The organism is Paenibacillus jiangxiensis (genome assembly GCF_046098255.1).
Lineage (GTDB): Bacteria > Bacillota > Bacilli > Paenibacillales > Paenibacillaceae > Paenibacillus > Paenibacillus jiagnxiensis.
Genome location: NZ_JBJURI010000001.1, coordinates 394117 through 411464 on the forward strand (window position 1 = coordinate 394117; position 17348 = coordinate 411464).

Consider the following 17348-nt stretch of genomic DNA (forward strand, 5'->3'; position numbering starts at 1 on the left):
TGTCTATAGGGTGTGGTGTGTGGTGTCTGATGTCTGGTGTCCGTTGCCTGGTGCTTCTCCACACAGCTTTGCACGATTATCCCTTTTGATCAGAATGCGGGGGTTGAGTGTTGGGGGGGGCCAGGGGAAGGAATAATGAGAAACGAGAAAACAGATAAGAAAAAAAGAGGCAGCTCATGTGGGATGTTCGGCTTGAAACGGGAACATATGTTTGATATAATAAAAAAGAACTTATGTTCGTATATTATTGATTCGGGGGTTAGCAGACATGGAAGTCCAAGCGGAAACAGAACTTCAATCCTTTAGCAGTCGTTATCACAACGAGCGGGACTGCATGGAGGCATTGATCGCGATGAAGTGGCCGAACGGCTTCGTCTGTCCGCGTTGCGCTCACACCCGCTGCAGTCGTCTGACTTCCCGGCGCATCCCCATGTTCGAGTGCGCAAAGTGCGCACATCAAACGTCGGCTTTGGTTGGCACGATTTTTGAACGAACTCATCTCCCCCTGACCAAGTGGTTCCAGGCGCTGGAATTGTTCCTGCTCCCCGACGGCATCTCGGCGATGCGGCTGAGCCAGGTGATCCAGGTCACCTACAAAACCGCCTGGCTCATGCTCCAAAAAATCCGCCATGCCATCGGAGAGTTCGATGCCCGGGAGCTGCTCTGCGGAGACGTGAAGGTAAACAGCGACCTCTATGGGCGTAATCCGGCCCGCCCTCAGTTTCCGCATCCGCATGCTTCGGCAATCGTAGCCGGATGCACGATCATGGAGTCGGGCGAGCCGGAGCAGGTCAAAATCCGTCTGGTCCCCCAGATGAGGGGAGAGGGGAATGGAGCGAATCGTCTCGAACTCGCTGCGTTCATCAACGAACAGGTAGATGTCCGGGCATCGGCGGTACAGTCGTTTTCTCAAGCCTGTCGGCTGTATAGACCCTTACGGAACGTGGTGAGAGAGGCGTGGAAATCGCTGAAGAGTACGTATGCAGCCTTAGGAACAAAGCATCTGCAGGCGTACCTCAACGAGTACACCGGACGCCGCCGCTTGTACCTGTCTGGAGCAGGCGAAACGATGCGACAGAAGTTACTGTACATGAGTGTGGCGATTCCGGCGATTACCTATCGTCGGCTGGTCGCGCGCCAACCGGTGCAGCTTCTTGCGGCTGCGTCCTGATCGCAGTGCTTGAACGAGGAAAGGTTAGTATGAACGAGGAAATCGGAAACATTCGAGTTCAAGCTGCAACGAGGACGAGGGGCTTTTTATTTTTTCGGTGCCTTGCTCCGCTCCTTCCTTCTCTCTCGGTCGGTTTCACATCACCTAAACGCTCTGCTTTCTCCTAAGATCGTCTCATTACCTCGAACCGATCTGCTTCTTCATAAGGCACGATCAAAAAAATAATAGACCCATTCGATTGTCCTGAATAGCGTAACAACAGGCATTTTCGTGCCTCATTTGATTGATTTGTTATTTTCTTTAACGTGCCTAAAGTATATTTTCGGTCCTCGGTTTTCTGTTTTTCTTTACCTGATCAAATGGGATAATCGTGCAAAGCCCCCGGACAGCGAGTTCACATTCCTTGCACGATCGGCTGTCAAGCACTGGTTATACAAAGGGATTCGAATTCCTCAGAATCCAGTAGCTACAAAGGTTTAAGTGGATTTGGGCTCTGCGAAAGTTGAATAATAAAAAAAGTCGAGAACAGGAGCTGCAGTGCATCCCCTTTCTCGACCATTTGTCCCTCACATCTGTGCGTTACCATAGTGATTTTCGTCATTCGAGCCTGTCTGTTGGCATTTCAAAGCTACTTAAGGAACAGACCCTGCTCAGACCTGCGGCTGCCAGGTGAATGTAACGGCCGCATGTGAAGGCAGCGTGTAGGCAAAGGATTTTGTGCCCTGCCTTACGGTAAATTCCCGTTTGTCCGCCGTTACGTTGACGGCAATCAGCACTACTGTTCCATCCGGATTGCGAAAGGCGACGTTTTCGATGCTGCCAGCCTGCTGCGTTGAATCAATGCGCACCGCGCCCGGATGAACAAATTTGCTCGCATGCCCAATGGCATAATACTCTTCATTTTTTGTCACGGCTCCGGTGGCCGGATCGATGGTTACGACTCCGCGGCAGTTCGTGCACCCGCCATTAGTCGGTCCGCCATCGGGGTCAAGCGCCATATTCCAGAGCAGTACATTTTGCGCCCAGTTGCGAGTGCCCCCGATAATCAAATTGGACAATTGCCAGCTCAAATTGCTTCCGAAATCCGTGCTCCAGGCCCCTCCGCTGCATTCCGTCAAATAAATATGCTTATCAGGGTAAGCGTCATGCATTCGCGACATTACATCAGGCGATCCCGCGTAGCAGTGGTAGGCGGTGCCGTCAATATAGCTGTTGGCCCCCTCATCGGAAAGCAAGGTACCCGCGTAATTCTCGCCAATATCCCAATTATGATCAAAGCCTATAATTTTGGTATTCAGCCCGTTTGCTTTAAAGGCAGGCCCGAGGTATTCCCGGATAAATTTTGCCTGCTCCGGCGCACTCATGCTCATGCTTGGATAATCAGGGGTCGTGAACTCGGGCTCATTCTGCATCGTCACTGCCTCGACAGGGATTCCCGCCTGTTCATAAGCTTTTATATAGCGGACAAAATACTCCGCATATGCAGAATACACGTGCGGGTCGGTATAATTCAGATACCAGCCGTTCAGCGTTTTTTCGCCATACTTCATCCAGGCCGGAGCGGTCCAGGGAGTCCCGATCAACTTGATACCTTCCTTTTTCTTCATTATATTCTGCAGCAGCCCCATGACATCGGTATCCTTGGCGACGGAAAAATGGTTCAGGTCATAATCCGGCTCGCCTGAATCCGTATCATCATAGGTATAGCTCGCAGGCTGCCCGTTCGCATCCACCGAGTAATCGGAAGCTCCAATGGTATGCCGGATATAATTGATATTAATCCCCTGGGAAGTAAACAGATCATTTAAAAGCGCATCCCTTTGCGCATCAGACATCCTATGATTGATCAAATAAGCTGATGAGCCCGTTATTGCCGCCCCAAAGCCCTCGATCGTTTGATAGGCAATCTGCGGATTTACATCGATCGTCAGCACATCGCTGCCGCTGTCTCCATGCTCCGAAAAATGCTGCGCTGTCTGCGGTGTCAGCAGATTCGCACGATCCGGCGTAGTCAGCCATACGCTTGCATCTTCTTCCATGGGCAACGGCTGCTGGTCCTGGTCCCCGTAAAAACCACCGACTCCCCAAAACAGGAGCACACCGCAGACGATGACCGCCAACAGCGGAAGAAGGATTCTGACCATAAGCTTGAAAATCTTCGCTCTGTTATCCCGCATGCTCCCCGCCTCCTTTCCTTATGAAAAAAGAGCCGGGGCAGACGCCCCGACTTCATTTTTATACCCGTATGATTGATAAAAGATTCCTTTATCCGTTGATCTTATTTTGCCTGTTTGGACTTCGTATCCTTATTGCCCTTCCCGGCATTCTTGGCTTCCGGAATCGTTACCTTTCCTTCAAGACGGATATCCGAGGAGGAGCTCCCTACGTAAATCGGCACTTCGCCGGACGGCATGACCCATTGATCGGATTTTTCATCCCAGTACGACAAAGCTTTGTTATCCAGCTGTATGGTTACACGCTGCTGCTTGCCCGGGTCAAGCTTGATCTTCGCGAAGCCCGCGAGCTGCTTGGACGGTGTATCCACCGGTGCGGGCAGCTTGCCCGTATACACCTGTACCACCTCGGAGCCGGATACTTTACCGGTATTGCGCAGGTTCAGGGACACCTCCACGGTGCTTTCCTTTTTCCCGCCCTTATTCGCTTTGGTTTTCAAATTGCTGTAGTTAAACGTTGTATAAGACAATCCGTAACCGAAGGCGAAAGCAGGCTTGATGCCTTCCTTCTCATAGCCGCGGTAACCGACATCAATGCCTTCAGAGTAATCCCCGTTGCCATTAATGCCAGGGAACTGGGCTTCGCTGGACACAGGTGTCGCTTTTTCATTGACAGGGAAAGTAACAGGAAGCTTGCCTGACGGATTCACATCACCGAACAGGATGCGGGCAAGAGCGCTGCCCTGTTCCTGGCCGGCATACCATGCCTGGATAATGGCCGGTACGTCGTTCTGCCAGCCGTCCATTTCGACCGCCCTGCCGCTCATCTGAACTACAATGGTCTTCGGATTCACAGCAGCAACGGCTTTAATCAGCCGGTCCTGATTGTTCGGGAGCTCCAGGTCGGAGCGGTCCACATAACCTTCACTGTCATACGTACGGGTTACAATGACCGCAACATCGGACTTGCGGGCCAGTTCAACAGCATCTTTAATGAGCTTGTCCTGCATGTTGGCCGGCGGCTCCCAGCCGAAGCGGATCATGCCGCCGTAATCACTGTCATTGAAGCTCGGCGAATCGGTGCGGTACTCAATACGTACGCTATGCTGTTCACCTTTCTTCAGGGTAATGCTCTTTTCCGTGGTTTCCAGTTTGGTTCCTTTGTTGTCAATGAACAGTTCTCCGTCAAGGTACAGCTTGCCTGAACCCATGCTTGAGATCGACAGCTTGTATTCCCCTGTTTCAGAGGCGGCGATGACCCCCGTCCAGCGTGCCGACATCATGGAGTTGAACTTTGTCGGAACAGGGTCCACTTTTGGGGACCTGGCATTGAAATCGAAATTATAAAAGCCCAGATTCATATTCACCTGTTTATCTGTATGCACAAAGCCAGGGCTTCCTTCCATCGCGGCGTTGTCCCAATATTCCCCGCGCAGGCCGTTTTCCTCTTCATTGTAAGTGGCGTATCCGACACTTGCGCCCTCCTTCGCAGGAACAGCAGGATGGAGCAGAGAAGAAGGCACTGCGGACGGTCCGGGAATGATATCACCAGCCGTGATCGGATCGCTGCCTGGCGCGTATTTCACATCCACATCATTACCTGCCCGCTCGCGAATGCCTTTGAGCGGACTGACCGAATATGTTGGATTGACTTTGGAACTGCCGCCTCCGGCAGCCGAACCATTATCAGCGTCCGGACCAATGACGGCAATCGATTTCAGCTTGTCCGCAGACAGCGGCAGCATGTCATTGTTGTTCTGGAGCAGCACCATGCTGTCTTCGGCAATTTTGCGAGCTAACGCGCCGTCCGCTTTAGTATCAATCAGGTTGTTTTTGGCCGGGTGATCGAACAAACCTTTTTCAAACATTTGCAGCAAAATGCGGCTCACCATGTCGTCAACACGTTCCTCGCTGACTTCACCTTTCTTAACAGCGGCCAACAGCTTATCCCCCCACTTATTATACGGAACACCCGGTGTTTCCAAGTCGAGTCCCGCATTGGCGGAAGTGGCGGTACTCACGTTGGCGCCGTAATCGCTCATGATAAAACCGTCAAAGCCTTTTTGTCCTTTCAGGACACCATTCAGCATCTCGTCATTGTCACAGGCTGCCACGCCATTGATTTTATTGAACGAGCACATGGCAGCACCCAAACCCGCTTGTACCGCCGATTCGAACGGCCGCAGATAAACCTCCTGAATTGTGCGTTCATCCGCTTTAACATTGGTCGTAAAACGCTCGGTTTCCTGGTTGTTCAGCAGGTAATGCTTGGCCGTAGCAATAACCGGATTGCTCTGAACCCCCTTCACATAAGCCGCCCCCAGCTTGGACTGCAGCAGCGGATCCTCGCCAAGCGATTCAAAGTTGCGCGAACCCCACGGCAGACGCGCGATATCAAGTCCAGGGCCCAAAAATACATTATGGGTTGTATTATAGGCCTCTTTCCCGAGCAGGTCACCGTATTGTAAAGCTGCTTCCGTATCCCATGAGGCGGCCAAAGCAATCGGTGCAGGAAGAGCCGTCGCCTGCTTATCCTGGACGTCCGGATTGGCAACGCGTATACCAGCCGGCCCGTCAGCCATTTTCAGGGCCGGGATGCCCAATCTCTCTATGGCTTTGTTATAAAAACCGTAATTATCATTCACATCACCGGTTACGAAGTCTATTTTCTCTTCCAGCGTCATGGCTTTGACCAGCAAGGCCGTACGCTCCTTCGCGGACAGAGACGTATTCATCCACGGCTTGTCGGCGGCGTCCCCTTCCGCAGAGATCGTGTTGAACGGTGCCATCACCATGGCGATCATGACTGCCATAACAGTCAAACGAAATACCAGCGGTTTCACTCTCACTCGTTGTTCACCTTCCCAATATGTATTTGCACACCCGAGCAAGGATATGCTGCCTGGCAGCAGCCAGCCTGCCCCCCTCTCAAAAAGGCAGGCCGGCTGAACCCCTTAACACACTAGCCGATAAAGAAACCGAATGCACTAGCCACATACTGGAAAGTGAGGGTGACAAAAGATATTAGGACCAGAATGAAATCGCTTTACATTCTTGTAACAAAATGTTTAAGAAAAGGTAACAACTTTGTATCTTTTACGGTGAACAGGTTAAAAATGAGCTTTTGTACCTGGTCCCGGTTTCCCTTAATTTTACTGTATTGTATGTGTAAGTTGGGTTATTCATTTCATCATCTAAAAAAATCCGCCGCGAAAGCCAGGTTCAGCTTTCGCGACGGACGTTATGCACGCTATAAATTTAAAATGCCGGAATTGCAATATCAGGGTAGTTATCCTCAAAAAATTTCTTCACTTCCGGACCGCTCATGCGCTCCGCCAGCTTGCGGATTGCCTCAGAATCCTTGTTATCCTCGCGGGCAACCAGCGTGATCGCAAACTTGGAGTCCACGTCCTCCTTGATCAGCGCATCCTTTTTCGGCGTCAGGCCAAGCGGTGCGGCATAAGCGGGAGTCATGGCCACCAGATCGACGTCATCCAGCGTGCGGGCCAGCATCAGCAGATCGACTTCCTTGAACTTGAAGTGCTTCGGATTCTCCACGATATCCGCCTGGGTGGCGTTGATGCCTGCGCCTTCCTTCAGTTTAATCAGACCATTCTTCTCAAACATGACCAGCGAACGTCCGATGTTGGACGGGTCATTTGCCATAGCAATGGTCGCGCCTTCCGGCAGGTCCTCGACTTTCTTGTAACGCTTGGAATATCCGCCGTAAATCGCGTGATAGATCGGCTGTATCCCTACCAGATGTGAATCGTTTGCTTCATTATATTGTTCCATGTAAGGGACGTGCTGGAAGAAGTTAGCGTCCACTTCACCGCTGGCCAGCGCCGTATTCGGCTGTACATTATCGGACAGAACTACAATCTCCAGATTAATGCCGTCCTCTTTGAGCAGCGGCTTCACCAGTTCAAGCACATCAGTCATCGGCGGAATCAGCGTTGCTACCTTCAGCGTCGTTTCTTCCTTGGCTCCCGCGGCCTGATCGGCCTTCTCCCCTGCAGTCCCCGATTGGCCGGACTGCTGTCCGCAGCCTGCTGCAATCAGCATCATGGCCGCAAGCAGCATCAGCAGCATTGTATTTTTCATATTTCGCATGAAATAACCCCCGTCTGTTGATCTTTTTATTATTCAGGCAAAAGCCTCCCGGTTACCGTTTATCCAATAGCCTGGACAGCGCGCTGCCGGCAAACTGGATGAACTGCACCAAAATAATCATGATAATAATCGTAAATACCATAATTTCTGTCTCAAAGCGCTGATAGCCGTAACGGATGGCAAAGTCCCCCACGCCTCCTCCGCCGACAACCCCCATAACCGTGGAATAGGAGATAAAGCTGATCGTCGCCGTGGTCAGTCCCAGAACGAGCCCGGAGCGCGCCTCCACATACAGGAATTTCACGATCATCTGGATCGTCGACGCGCCCATGGAAGAGGCGGCTTCCATCACCCCGCGCGACACGTCCAGCAGGGATTGCTCCACCAGTCTCGCGTAGTAGGCAATCGCCACAACCGCCAAAGGAACGGCCGCAGCCAGTGTGCCCAACGCAGTTCCGACGATCAGGCGCGTAAATGGAATCAAAAACACGACCAGCAGCAGGAACGGAAACGAGCGGACAATGTTTACGAAGGTGTCCAGAACCGTGAACAGCAGGCGATTCGCGTAGGGTTGTCCCTTTCTGCTCAAAAATAAAACCGTCCCCAGCGGAAGACCGGCGAGCAGCGCAGCCAGTATGGAAATGCCGACCATGACGAAGGTTTCGCCGATGGCCTGCCAGATCTCGGACTGATATTTGATGACATCCGCCATCATCTGATCAAGCATCACCCATTCCCTCCAGTTCATCCACCGAAACCGTCCGCACAATTTGCCCCTGCTCCATGATAGACACCCGGCTGCATATCTTCTTCACAACGCTCATATCATGGGTCACGATGAGAATGGTCACACCGTAGGTATGGTTTATATGACGCAGCACCTCCAGAATGTCCGCGGTCGTCTGCGGGTCGAGCGCAGAAGTCGGCTCGTCGCACAGCAGCACCTTCGGAGCGTTGGCCAGCGCTCTGGCAATCGCTACCCGCTGCTTCTGTCCGCCGCTCAGCCGGGAGGGATATTGCTCTGCCTTATCCTCCAGCCCTACGAATTTCAGACATTCCTCAATGCGTGCAAGCCGCTCCCGCTTCGGCACCCCGGCAAGCTCCATGGCCATGGAAATGTTCCGGCTGACGGTGCGGTTCAGCACAAGGTTATACTGCTGAAAAATCATGCCGATCGAGCGCCGGACCTCCCTCAACTGCCGGACAGATAGAGCCGTCAGCTCCTGGTCCCCGACAAAGACCTTGCCCCGATCCGGGCGCTCCAGAAGATTGACCATCCGCAGCAGCGTGGATTTGCCCGCTCCACTGGTGCCGATGATGCCGTGAATTGTTCCCTTCGGAATATGAAGAGTAACGTCCTGCACCGCTTCCAACTGACCTTTCGGCAAGCGGTAGGTTTTGCTGACATGCTCCAGTGAGACGATAAGCCTCTCCTCCTTCCGACAAGCCGGCACACTGTATTACTTATTTATAAATCTGTTACATCGACTTCGTACCTGTAAATTATAGGTCATGAACTGACCTGTGTCACTATTTTTAATATCAACCCCTTTTCACTACGTCAAAATTGTTTTCGATCAGCAGCCAGTTTTGCGGAAAGCTCAGGCCCAGCTTCCAATAGCTCATGCCCCGCAGCCCCAGTTCTTTGACCAAATTGAATTTGGCCTGAATCGAGCGGGCATCTTCAAACCACACCTCATGTTCGCGGTCCTCCCCGTCCGTATAGCGGAAAAATGGAGCCTGCGCTCTTGCGCTGTATTGAATCGACACGTTATTGTCGGCCGCGATCCCGATCGCCTGCTGCGGGCTGACCGCCCTCGCTACGCTTCCTTGCACAAACGGCAGGGTCCAGTCGTACCCGTACAGATTTTGCCCCATCATGATTTTGGAAGCGGGCATTTCCGTCAGCGCGTATTCGATGACCTTTCTTACCGGACCGATCGGGGAAACGGCCTGGGCCGGACCACCACTGTACCCCCACTCATAGGTCATGATCACGACAAAATCGGCGATTTGCCCATGTGACCGGTAGTCGTGAGCTTCATACCACGGCCCTGCCTGTGTGGCGCTGGTTTTGGGTGCGAGTGCGGTGGACATCAGCCAGCCCTGCTGCTGAAAGCGTGTTTTGGCTTTGCGCAAGAAGTTATTGTATGCCTCCCGGTCGGCCGGCCGCAAAAACTCGAAATCGAAATGGATATCCCGAAATCCGTATTGGCTGGCGGCAGCTACGATATTGTCCAAAAACCGGTTCTGAACGGGAATATCATTCAGTAAAATGCGCCCAAGCTCGTTACTGAACTGTCCGTTCTCCTGATTTGTAATGACCATCATCAGCACAACCCGGTTGTCGCTGGCGATCTGCGCAAAACCGTCCAGCAGCGGCTCCTTTAACGATCCGTCCCTGAGCGCCTGAAAGCTGAATGGCGCCAAATACGTCAAATGCGGTGCGGCCTCCCGCGCTCCTCGTACCAGCGCCGGAGCCACCGCTTCCCCCCGCGGCTCCACATAAGCGTTAAATTCGGCGCTCACCCTGGAACGGGGCGGGATGTACAGCCGAAACCCAACCGATAGTGTCTGATTTGGCGAAATCCCGTTCACACGTGCCAGCTCCTGATAAGTCACACCAAACCGCCGGGCAATCGACCACAGGCTGTCGCCCCGTCGGACCCAATAATAGCTGCCCGCAATGGGAATCACCAGAGTTTGTCCGACCACGAGACGCTCCGGGTTCGTTAGTTCATTCGCTTGGACAATATCCTCATATGGAAGGCTGTATGCTTCAGCAATGCTGTAGATCGTCTGATTGGCCTGGACAACATGAATCTGCATGTTGGTCCCTCCTCGCTTAAGATAACACTGCCACTATCCTATGAAGGGTAAGGATTGGCTTATTCCCTCGTTATCAGAACGCAGGCAGGGTGATTTTGGCGTTATTCATCCCCACACGAAAATGGAGGACATCCCGCATCAGTGAAAAATCAGACATGACAACCCCAGTTGAAGAATATTTTATTTACTGTTCTCTGCAAAAAATGCAGAATTAATGTTATCATTCATGACATATTCAATTTTTCGGAATCATCTCGGCAGCTCATTAACAAATCGTTGTTATGTTTTATTACAAATTATTTATTATACTGCTTCGTTTGATTAAGGAGGGGGTCGAGTGAAAAGATGGCTTGGCCGATCATTAAAGAGAAAGCTGTCCTTTATATTAATCCTGGCAATGATCATTCCGATTGTATCTTTAGGCTTTTTTTCATACGCTACCGCATCCTCCCTCTCAGAAGAAAAAGCCAAGCTCACAGGTATGAATATCCTGCGCCAGCTCGATACCCAGCTCCAGTTGATGGTTAAGGATGTCGAAAGCATGTCCATATTCCTGATCGGCGATGAAGACGTACAGCAGTATCTGCGCGCGTCCCGCAGCAATGTCGTACTGCGTACCTCCATCATTGTTTTTCTCACCAATCTGGTTTTCTCCAAAGATTACATCGCCAACATCAGCATCATTCCGAACGACAGCAAAGAAGTCATATCTTATTCAGCCAAACAGTTTCAAGGACGTTCATTTGCCCTGCCGGAGGACGGCACATTCTCTGAAGAGGCTCCTTCCGAAAAGCTCTGGACCATCCCCTCCGGAGAAGAAGCGGCCGCCGCTGGAAACACGATTACACTGACCCGACCGATCCGCAGCACCTATACGTACCAGCCGCTCGGTTTTCTCGCCATCAGTCTGAATCAGAAGGTCATTTCACGCTACCTCTATCAGTCCGGCATGGAAGGTGACGGGTACGTGCTGCTGCTGGACAGGGATAATCGCATTATAGCCGGACAGGAGCAAGTATCCGGCGCAAAGGATCTGGTCGCACTCTTCCCCGGGATTCATCTGTCGGAGACTTCCTCCGGCTTCCTGAATTACGGGAAGGGCAGTGACCGGAAGACCCTGATGTATTATAAGATGCCCAATACGGATTGGACGCTGGTGGGTGTTATTCCTTTCGCTCAATACAGCAGCGAGAACCAGTATTTGCTCCGGCTGACCGCACTGGTCATTGCGGCCGCAGCCTTCATTATTGCGGCAATCCTGTTATTTTTGATCTCCACCATTACAAGACCGCTGCACCGGCTGTCCTTATTCCTGAAGCAGGGCAACCTGGAGGACAAGCTCTCCGTTCCCTCCGTGGATGAGGTTGGTCAGCTTATTATCAGCTACAACCGTTTAAGCCGCCGCATTCGCCGTCTGACCGCACAAGTCAAGGAGAACGAGGCGCGCAAGAAGGAAGCCGACCTGCTTGCGCTGCAAGCCCAGATCAATCCCCATTTCCTTTACAACACACTTGCTTCCGTCCATTGGATGGCCTTGATGAACAGTGACAGCGGCATTGCCGTGATGGTCGACTCTTTAAGCAGCTTCCTGCGGTTCAGCTTGAACCAGGGTGAGGAATTCTGCGAGGTACAGCAGGAAATCGCTCATGTGGAAAGCTATGTAAAGATTCAGTCCATCCGTTACCCCGAGCAATTCACGGTGGATTTCGAAGTCGAGCCTGATTGCAGACACCAAAAAATGCTCAAGCTGCTGCTGCAGCCCTTGATCGAGAATGCGATCCTGCACGGTGTGCTGCAAACCGGGGAACATGGCCGCATAAGTATCAAAGTAGAAGCGTCTGGCGATGAGATGAGATTTACCGTACAGGATAACGGGGCAGGCATGATCCCCCAGGTGTTGGAGCAGCTCCAATTTTCTTTATCGATGGGAATACAGCCCCGTTCCGGGAGCGGCAGCTACGGGCTACGCAACGTGCATAGCCGTCTTACGATGCATTATGCCGGAAATACGGGCCTTCATATCGAAAGCGGGCAAGGCCGCGGCACCAGAATTTCCTTTACCATTCCCTGCATTGGAGGAGATGAAACATGAAGCTGCTGATTGTGGACGATGAGGTCATCATACGCAACGGGCTAAGCACCGTAATCCCATGGAAGGAGCACGGTTTTACACTTCTCAAGCCTGCCGCTTCAGCGGAGGAAGCGCTCAGCCGCATCCCGGGGGAGCAGCCCGAGATCGTGTTTACCGACATTCAAATGACCGGCAAAAACGGCCTGGACATGACCGCCGAAATTAAGGAAGCCTATCCGCAGACGGAAATCGTCGTACTCTCTGTTCATGACCAATTTCAATTTACACAGCAGGCGATCCGCTACGGAGTGGCTGATTATATATTAAAAACGAGCAGCCCGGAGGAAATCATCAACGCCGCCGTAAAAGCGCGCAGTCGAATCCTGAGCAGAGCCCGGCAAGGATTAATCAGTAAGCCGGATGGTGATAAAACGCAGCACATCAGCGTACTTGAAAATATGCTGCTGAACGGCCGTATGCCGGAAAACGTGGAGCTGAGCGGATTGGACAGCCTGCTGCCTGGAATTAGGCAGCCCCTGCCTCTGGACAAGCGCCTGCCACCGCTGCAGGTGCTGATGATATCGCTGCTCTCCGGACAGCAGGACAGCCTGACCGATGACGCGATGTCCAGGATGGAACAGGAGCTCAATAGCAAGTTCCCCGCCGTCTGCCTCCGGAAAGGGCAAAAAATACTGGCTGTCATCAATCTTAACGGGATTCAGAATTTGCATGATAAACTCACGGAGATGGCACAGCACATGGAGCGTGAGTTGGGATTGGAGCTGTTCATTTCTGCCGGGCCGGTAGTTCAAAGCCTGCACCGGCTCCATTCCTCCTATCTGCAGGCCAAGCAGACCCACGGTTACCGCTGGTTTACCGATGGCGCCAGGCTGGTGATGTGCGACCAGGTACAGGGACGGAAAGGAATCGACTTGGCCCGCTCCCCGGAGGATGAAGCACGCCTCGTAAGGGCGCTCAAGAGCGGGGAACGGGGGGAGCTGCGTCTGCTGGCGGAAGAACTATGCAAAGCGGTCCGGGCCAATCCGCAGGCTACCCCCGAATCCTTTCACGCTTACATCCAGCTGCTGCTGATGACAAGCTACCGGTGGCTGGAGCGTTCCGCCCGGGACAGCGGTGCTGAAATGCCTGCGTCAGGTCTGCGGATGCCGTCACTGGAAACGCTGATCAGAGATCCTGAAGGGGTGCTTACCCGCCATCTGGAGGAAATGCTTGACATTTACCTGACATGGTCCGACAGTACCAACCGTTATATCAAAGAGGCCATCGCTTTTATCCGCGGCAATCTTATCCACAACATCACACTGCAGCAGGTCGCCGCTCACATCCATGTTCATCCGAATTATCTGAGCGATTTGTTCAAACGGGAAACCGGAAGAAACTATATCGAGTTTGTGACGGCCGAACGAATGGAAAGAGCCATGACCGCGCTGTCGGGAACCTCCCTGCGCGTGAAGGAAATCGCCAAAAGCGTCGGTTATGAGGACATGAAATATTTCACCCAGCTTTTCAAACGCCATACCGGACTCACTCCGTCCGAATACCGCAGCAACTGCTGAATTTTATCCCCCCTCCCCTTAACTCTCTCCCCTTACCTGTGGGCGGGAGTTTTTATATTATAGGAGAAACATTTACGGATGGAGGTAAGAAAACATGACAAAAACATTCAAAGTTCTTATCGCTGCACTTACGCTGTGTCTGATCGTGGCAGGGTGCGGGGGCAGCGGAGGCAGCGATTCCGGTGCCGCTGGAGAATCCGGCAGCGGCGGAGGCGGTGAAAAGATCACGCTGTCGATCTGGCATAATTATTCCGGTGACGACCTCCGTGCGCAAACCATGCGCCGCCTGATCGATGAGTTCCAGCAGGAGCATCCGGACGTGACGGTGGATTCGCAGCCTATCCCTACCGATGCCTATCGCCAACGCATTCAAACGGTGGCCGCCGCCAAGGAAATGCCGGATCTGTTCCTTACCTACGCAGGCAGCTTCACAGATGAATTCCAGAAAGCCGGCCTGATTCAGCCGATCACCAGCGTGCTGGAAGAAAACAAGGATTGGGCCGACGGATTCCTCCCAGGCGCTACCGACATCTACACCTATGACGGCGAGGTTTATTCTGCTCCTGTCGCCATGTCTGCAACCTCCTTCCTCTTTTATAACAAAGATATTTTCGAACAAAATGGCGTTGCGGTCCCTACCACCTGGGAAGAGCTGCTGACAGCCATTGAAAAATTCAAAAGGGCAGGCATTACGCCAATTGCGCTCGGCAACCAGGCTCCATGGGTGGCGCAATCGACCCTGTTCAGCGTACTGGCTGACCGTGTAACGGGCAGCGACTGGTTCATGAATGCCAAGGATGGCAATGGAGCTTCTTTCACAGAACCGCAGTTCCTGGAATCTTTAAATGATTTCAAACAGCTGGTCGACGCGGGAGCATTCCCGGAAGGCGCCAACAGCTTGGATAATACGCAGGCTGAGCAGCAGTTCATTCAGGGCAATGCCGCCATGATCATGAACGGCGCATGGTCCATCAGCAACTGGGCTGCTGCCGCATCCGAAGAGCAAATCAACAAGGTAGGCATTACGGTATTCCCGGCCATGCCGAACGGTCTCGGAGAGGTCAACACCATTACAGGTGGTCCGGGCGGCGGCTTCGTGCTTAACGCCAACATCGAAGGAGAAAAGCTTAAGCTGGCAAAGGAGCTGTTCTACAAGCTGAGCAATGCGGATGCGCAAAAGGCGATTGCGGAAAGCAACTCCATGGTCATGTACAACGTTGACATTGATGAATCCAAAGTAACTCCTTTGTTCTATACAGCATTTAATCTGGTTAAGACACTCAAATTCAGCCCTGTATATGATCTGTATCTGTCCGCTGCGGGCGGCGAGGCCATCAACAACGGACTGCAGGAAATTATGCTGGGCGGAGACCCTGCCGCCGTGGCAGAGAAGCTGCAAACTACACAGGCAGCCGCTGCAGGCAAGTAACTTCTTTTAAAAATACAAATCATCGGCCCGCACCCATTGGGTGCGGCTTCCACTTGACCGGCCAAATGCCGCGCATTTGGTACAGCAGAAAAAGGAGGAGGAGGTTATGAGCACTGCCGCCGCACGTTTAAGAGGCTTTCTTTTACTCTGTCTGGTGCCTTCCATTGTTCTCTATGGATTTTTCGTCATCGTCCCTATCATCTGGTCAGCCTACTATGGATTCTTTGACTGGAGCGGAATCGGTACAGCCAAGTTTGCCGGCTGGTCCAATTACATTGCGGTAATACAGGACCCGCTCTTCTGGCGCTCGTTCAAGAACAACATTATCATCGTCTGCGCATCCGTGTTCGGACAGGTTCCAATCGCCCTTGTGTTGTCGCTGCTGCTTCTTCGCAACCGCTGGTTCTACCGTGTCATCCGCTCCGCTGTGTTCATGCCGATGGTTCTGTCCACCGTTGTCATCGGATTGATCTGGAAATATATATATCACCCGCAAATCGGCATCTTGAACCTGCTGCTGAATTCGGTGGGCTTGGAGTCCTGGGCGCAGCCCTGGCTGTCCGATCCGGACATCAATATGTACGCGCTCTCCGTACCGATCATCTGGGCCAACATCGGGCCTTATCTGATTATTTTCATCGCAGCCATACAGAATCTGCCCTCCGAGGTAGAGGAAGCCGCACTGCTTGAAGGGGCCACAGGGCCGAAGAAGCTGTTCTACATTACGCTGCCGATGATCTGGAATACGATCAAGGTGGCCGTGATCATGTGCATCGCGGGCAGCCTGAAGGCGTTCGACCAGGTATTCGTCATGACACACGGTGGCCCGGCGCATACGACCGAGCTGCTGGCGACTTATATGTACAACAGCACGTTCGCCGTGTACCGCTATGGCTACGGTTCGGCGATTTCAACCTTGATTGTTGTGCTCAGCGCGCTTCTGATCCTGCTCAGCCAGATCCTTATGAACCGAAACAAGCTGAAGGAGGGCTGATGCCTGATGAAACAACAACCTGATCTTATCTCCGGACTGCCGTTCGCCCGGCAAGGGGGCAGCAGGAAACGGCAGCCGGTGTCGCTTTGGATAAGGAATGCCCTGTTGGCATTCTATGCGCTGTTGACTCTTTATCCGTTGTATTGGCTTTTTATCAGCGCCTTTAAGACCAATGAAGAATTTTTCACACACCCTTTCTCACTGCCGCAGGCGCCGTCCTTCGACAATATGATCCGCGCTTGGAAGCTGGCGGGCATGGGGCAGGCCATGATGAATTCCGCCATTGTTACCGTATTAGCCATGATTCTAACACTGATCCTTGGAGCGATGTGCGCGTTTGCTCTTTCGCGCTTCAGATTCCGGCTGCAGGGCGCCATCACGGCTTACTTCCTGCTGGGCATGCTCATCCCGATTCACAGCACACTTGTCCCGCTGTTCATCATGCTGAAGAACATCGGCATGCTCAATACGCATTGGGCGCTGATCCTGCCTTATACGGCCTTCGAACTTTCTATTGCCATCTTCCTGATTGCCGCCTATATGACCTCCATTCCGAAGGAGGTTGAAGAAGCAGCACTGATCGACGGTATGGGCTATTGGGGGTTGTTCTTACGCATCATTCTGCCTCTGTCCGTTCCCGGCATGGCGACGGTAGCGATTCTCGCTTTCCTTCGTTACTGGAACGAGTTCGCCTTTGCCCTCGTGTTCATCAACTCGCAGGCGCTCAAGACACTGCCGCTGAGCCTGTCCATCTTTTCTGACGGATTCGGAACAGACTACGGGCTGACCATGGCCGCCATGGCGATTGCCGTGGTGCCTACCATCGTGATTTATCTGATTTTCCAGGAGCAGATTATGAAGGGAATGGTTGCGGGGGCTGTGAAGGGGTAACGAGGCCCGCAACGAGACGCTCCGAGAACGAAGCATTCCTACTTTTTCGAAGGAAATTTGGGTTAGAGTAACGGGCAGGGATTCCTGCCCCTCATTCCC

The 17348-nt window shown here is 52.6% G+C and carries 12 protein-coding genes and 1 pseudogene; 7 read left to right on the plus strand and 6 right to left on the minus strand.

Features of this window, described 5'->3' with window-relative positions:
* Positions 1 to 268 precede the first annotated feature (268 nt).
* Both ACI1P2_RS01700 and ACI1P2_RS01705 read left to right on the plus strand, forming a co-directional pair.
* Positions 269 to 448, plus strand: a pseudogene (locus tag ACI1P2_RS01700) (transposase); the annotation flags it as partial.
* A 162-nt stretch (positions 449 to 610) separates the two neighbouring features.
* Complete coding sequence (locus tag ACI1P2_RS01705) at positions 611 to 1171, plus strand: hypothetical protein (RefSeq protein ID WP_355316314.1); 561 nt, start codon at positions 611 to 613, stop codon at positions 1169 to 1171.
* Between the two features lie 650 nt (positions 1172 to 1821).
* Here the strand turns inward: ACI1P2_RS01705 and ACI1P2_RS01710 are convergent.
* The 6 genes from ACI1P2_RS01710 to ACI1P2_RS01735 form a co-directional block, all read right to left on the minus strand.
* Positions 1822 to 3348 carry a glycoside hydrolase family 30 protein gene (locus tag ACI1P2_RS01710; RefSeq protein WP_355316236.1) on the minus strand — a complete coding sequence of 509 codons (1527 nt, stop codon included), beginning with the start codon at positions 3346 to 3348 and terminating at the stop codon, positions 1822 to 1824.
* 101 nt (positions 3349 to 3449) lie between these two features.
* Entirely contained in the window at positions 3450 to 6194 is a 2745-nt protein-coding gene (locus ACI1P2_RS01715) for a glycoside hydrolase family 3 C-terminal domain-containing protein (protein ID WP_355316238.1), read from the minus strand.
* A 409-nt stretch (positions 6195 to 6603) separates the two neighbouring features.
* Positions 6604 to 7449 (minus strand): MetQ/NlpA family ABC transporter substrate-binding protein, encoded by an 846-nt coding sequence (locus tag ACI1P2_RS01720; protein ID WP_355316240.1) that lies wholly within the window; start codon positions 7447 to 7449, stop codon positions 6604 to 6606.
* Positions 7450 to 7510: 61 nt separating this feature from the next.
* On the minus strand, positions 7511 to 8185 hold the full coding sequence (locus ACI1P2_RS01725; protein ID WP_408976101.1) for a methionine ABC transporter permease: 675 nt from the start codon (positions 8183 to 8185) through the stop codon (positions 7511 to 7513).
* Entirely contained in the window at positions 8178 to 8882 is a 705-nt protein-coding gene (locus tag ACI1P2_RS01730; RefSeq protein ID WP_355316316.1) for a methionine ABC transporter ATP-binding protein, read from the minus strand. The genes ACI1P2_RS01725 and ACI1P2_RS01730 overlap by 8 nt, the downstream gene beginning before the upstream one ends.
* 118 nt (positions 8883 to 9000) lie before the next feature.
* Positions 9001 to 10287 (minus strand): glycoside hydrolase family 18 protein, encoded by a 1287-nt coding sequence (locus tag ACI1P2_RS01735; RefSeq protein WP_355316244.1) that lies wholly within the window; start codon positions 10285 to 10287, stop codon positions 9001 to 9003.
* Between the two features lie 337 nt (positions 10288 to 10624).
* On the opposite strand from ACI1P2_RS01735, the gene ACI1P2_RS01740 reads away from it, so the two are divergent.
* The 5 genes from ACI1P2_RS01740 (at position 10625) to ACI1P2_RS01760 (ending at position 17249) form a co-directional block, all read left to right on the plus strand.
* Positions 10625 to 12379, plus strand: a complete 1755-nt coding sequence (locus ACI1P2_RS01740) for a cache domain-containing sensor histidine kinase (protein ID WP_355316246.1) — start codon at positions 10625 to 10627, stop codon at positions 12377 to 12379.
* Positions 12376 to 13935 (plus strand): helix-turn-helix domain-containing protein, encoded by a 1560-nt coding sequence (locus ACI1P2_RS01745; protein ID WP_355316248.1) that lies wholly within the window; start codon positions 12376 to 12378, stop codon positions 13933 to 13935. Before ACI1P2_RS01740 ends, ACI1P2_RS01745 begins: the two co-directional genes overlap by 4 nt.
* Before the next feature lie 94 nt (positions 13936 to 14029).
* Entirely contained in the window at positions 14030 to 15364 is a 1335-nt protein-coding gene (locus ACI1P2_RS01750; protein ID WP_355316250.1) for an extracellular solute-binding protein, read from the plus strand.
* Positions 15365 to 15470: 106 nt separating this feature from the next.
* On the plus strand, positions 15471 to 16358 hold the full coding sequence (locus ACI1P2_RS01755) for a carbohydrate ABC transporter permease (protein WP_355316252.1): 888 nt from the start codon (positions 15471 to 15473) through the stop codon (positions 16356 to 16358).
* 6 nt (positions 16359 to 16364) lie between these two features.
* Positions 16365 to 17249, plus strand: a complete 885-nt coding sequence (locus tag ACI1P2_RS01760) for a carbohydrate ABC transporter permease (protein WP_355316254.1) — start codon at positions 16365 to 16367, stop codon at positions 17247 to 17249.
* Positions 17250 to 17348 lie beyond the last annotated feature (99 nt).

Excerpts from the sequence above, each read along its gene's own strand:
- ACI1P2_RS01705 (WP_355316314.1), top strand. The coding sequence starts at position 611 with ATGCTCCAAAAAATCCGCCATGCCATCGGAGAGTTCGATGCCCGGGAG.
- ACI1P2_RS01710 (WP_355316236.1), bottom strand. The coding sequence starts at position 3,348 with ATGCGGGATAACAGAGCGAAGATTTTCAAGCTTATGGTCAGAATCCTT.
- ACI1P2_RS01720 (WP_355316240.1), bottom strand. The coding sequence starts at position 7,449 with ATGAAAAATACAATGCTGCTGATGCTGCTTGCGGCCATGATGCTGATT.
- ACI1P2_RS01725 (WP_408976101.1), bottom strand. The coding sequence starts at position 8,185 with ATGCTTGATCAGATGATGGCGGATGTCATCAAATATCAGTCCGAGATC.
- ACI1P2_RS01735 (WP_355316244.1), bottom strand. The coding sequence starts at position 10,287 with ATGCAGATTCATGTTGTCCAGGCCAATCAGACGATCTACAGCATTGCT.
- ACI1P2_RS01745 (WP_355316248.1), top strand. The coding sequence starts at position 12,376 with ATGAAGCTGCTGATTGTGGACGATGAGGTCATCATACGCAACGGGCTA.
- ACI1P2_RS01750 (WP_355316250.1), top strand. The coding sequence starts at position 14,030 with ATGACAAAAACATTCAAAGTTCTTATCGCTGCACTTACGCTGTGTCTG.
- ACI1P2_RS01755 (WP_355316252.1), top strand. The coding sequence starts at position 15,471 with ATGAGCACTGCCGCCGCACGTTTAAGAGGCTTTCTTTTACTCTGTCTG.
- ACI1P2_RS01760 (WP_355316254.1), top strand. The coding sequence starts at position 16,365 with ATGAAACAACAACCTGATCTTATCTCCGGACTGCCGTTCGCCCGGCAA.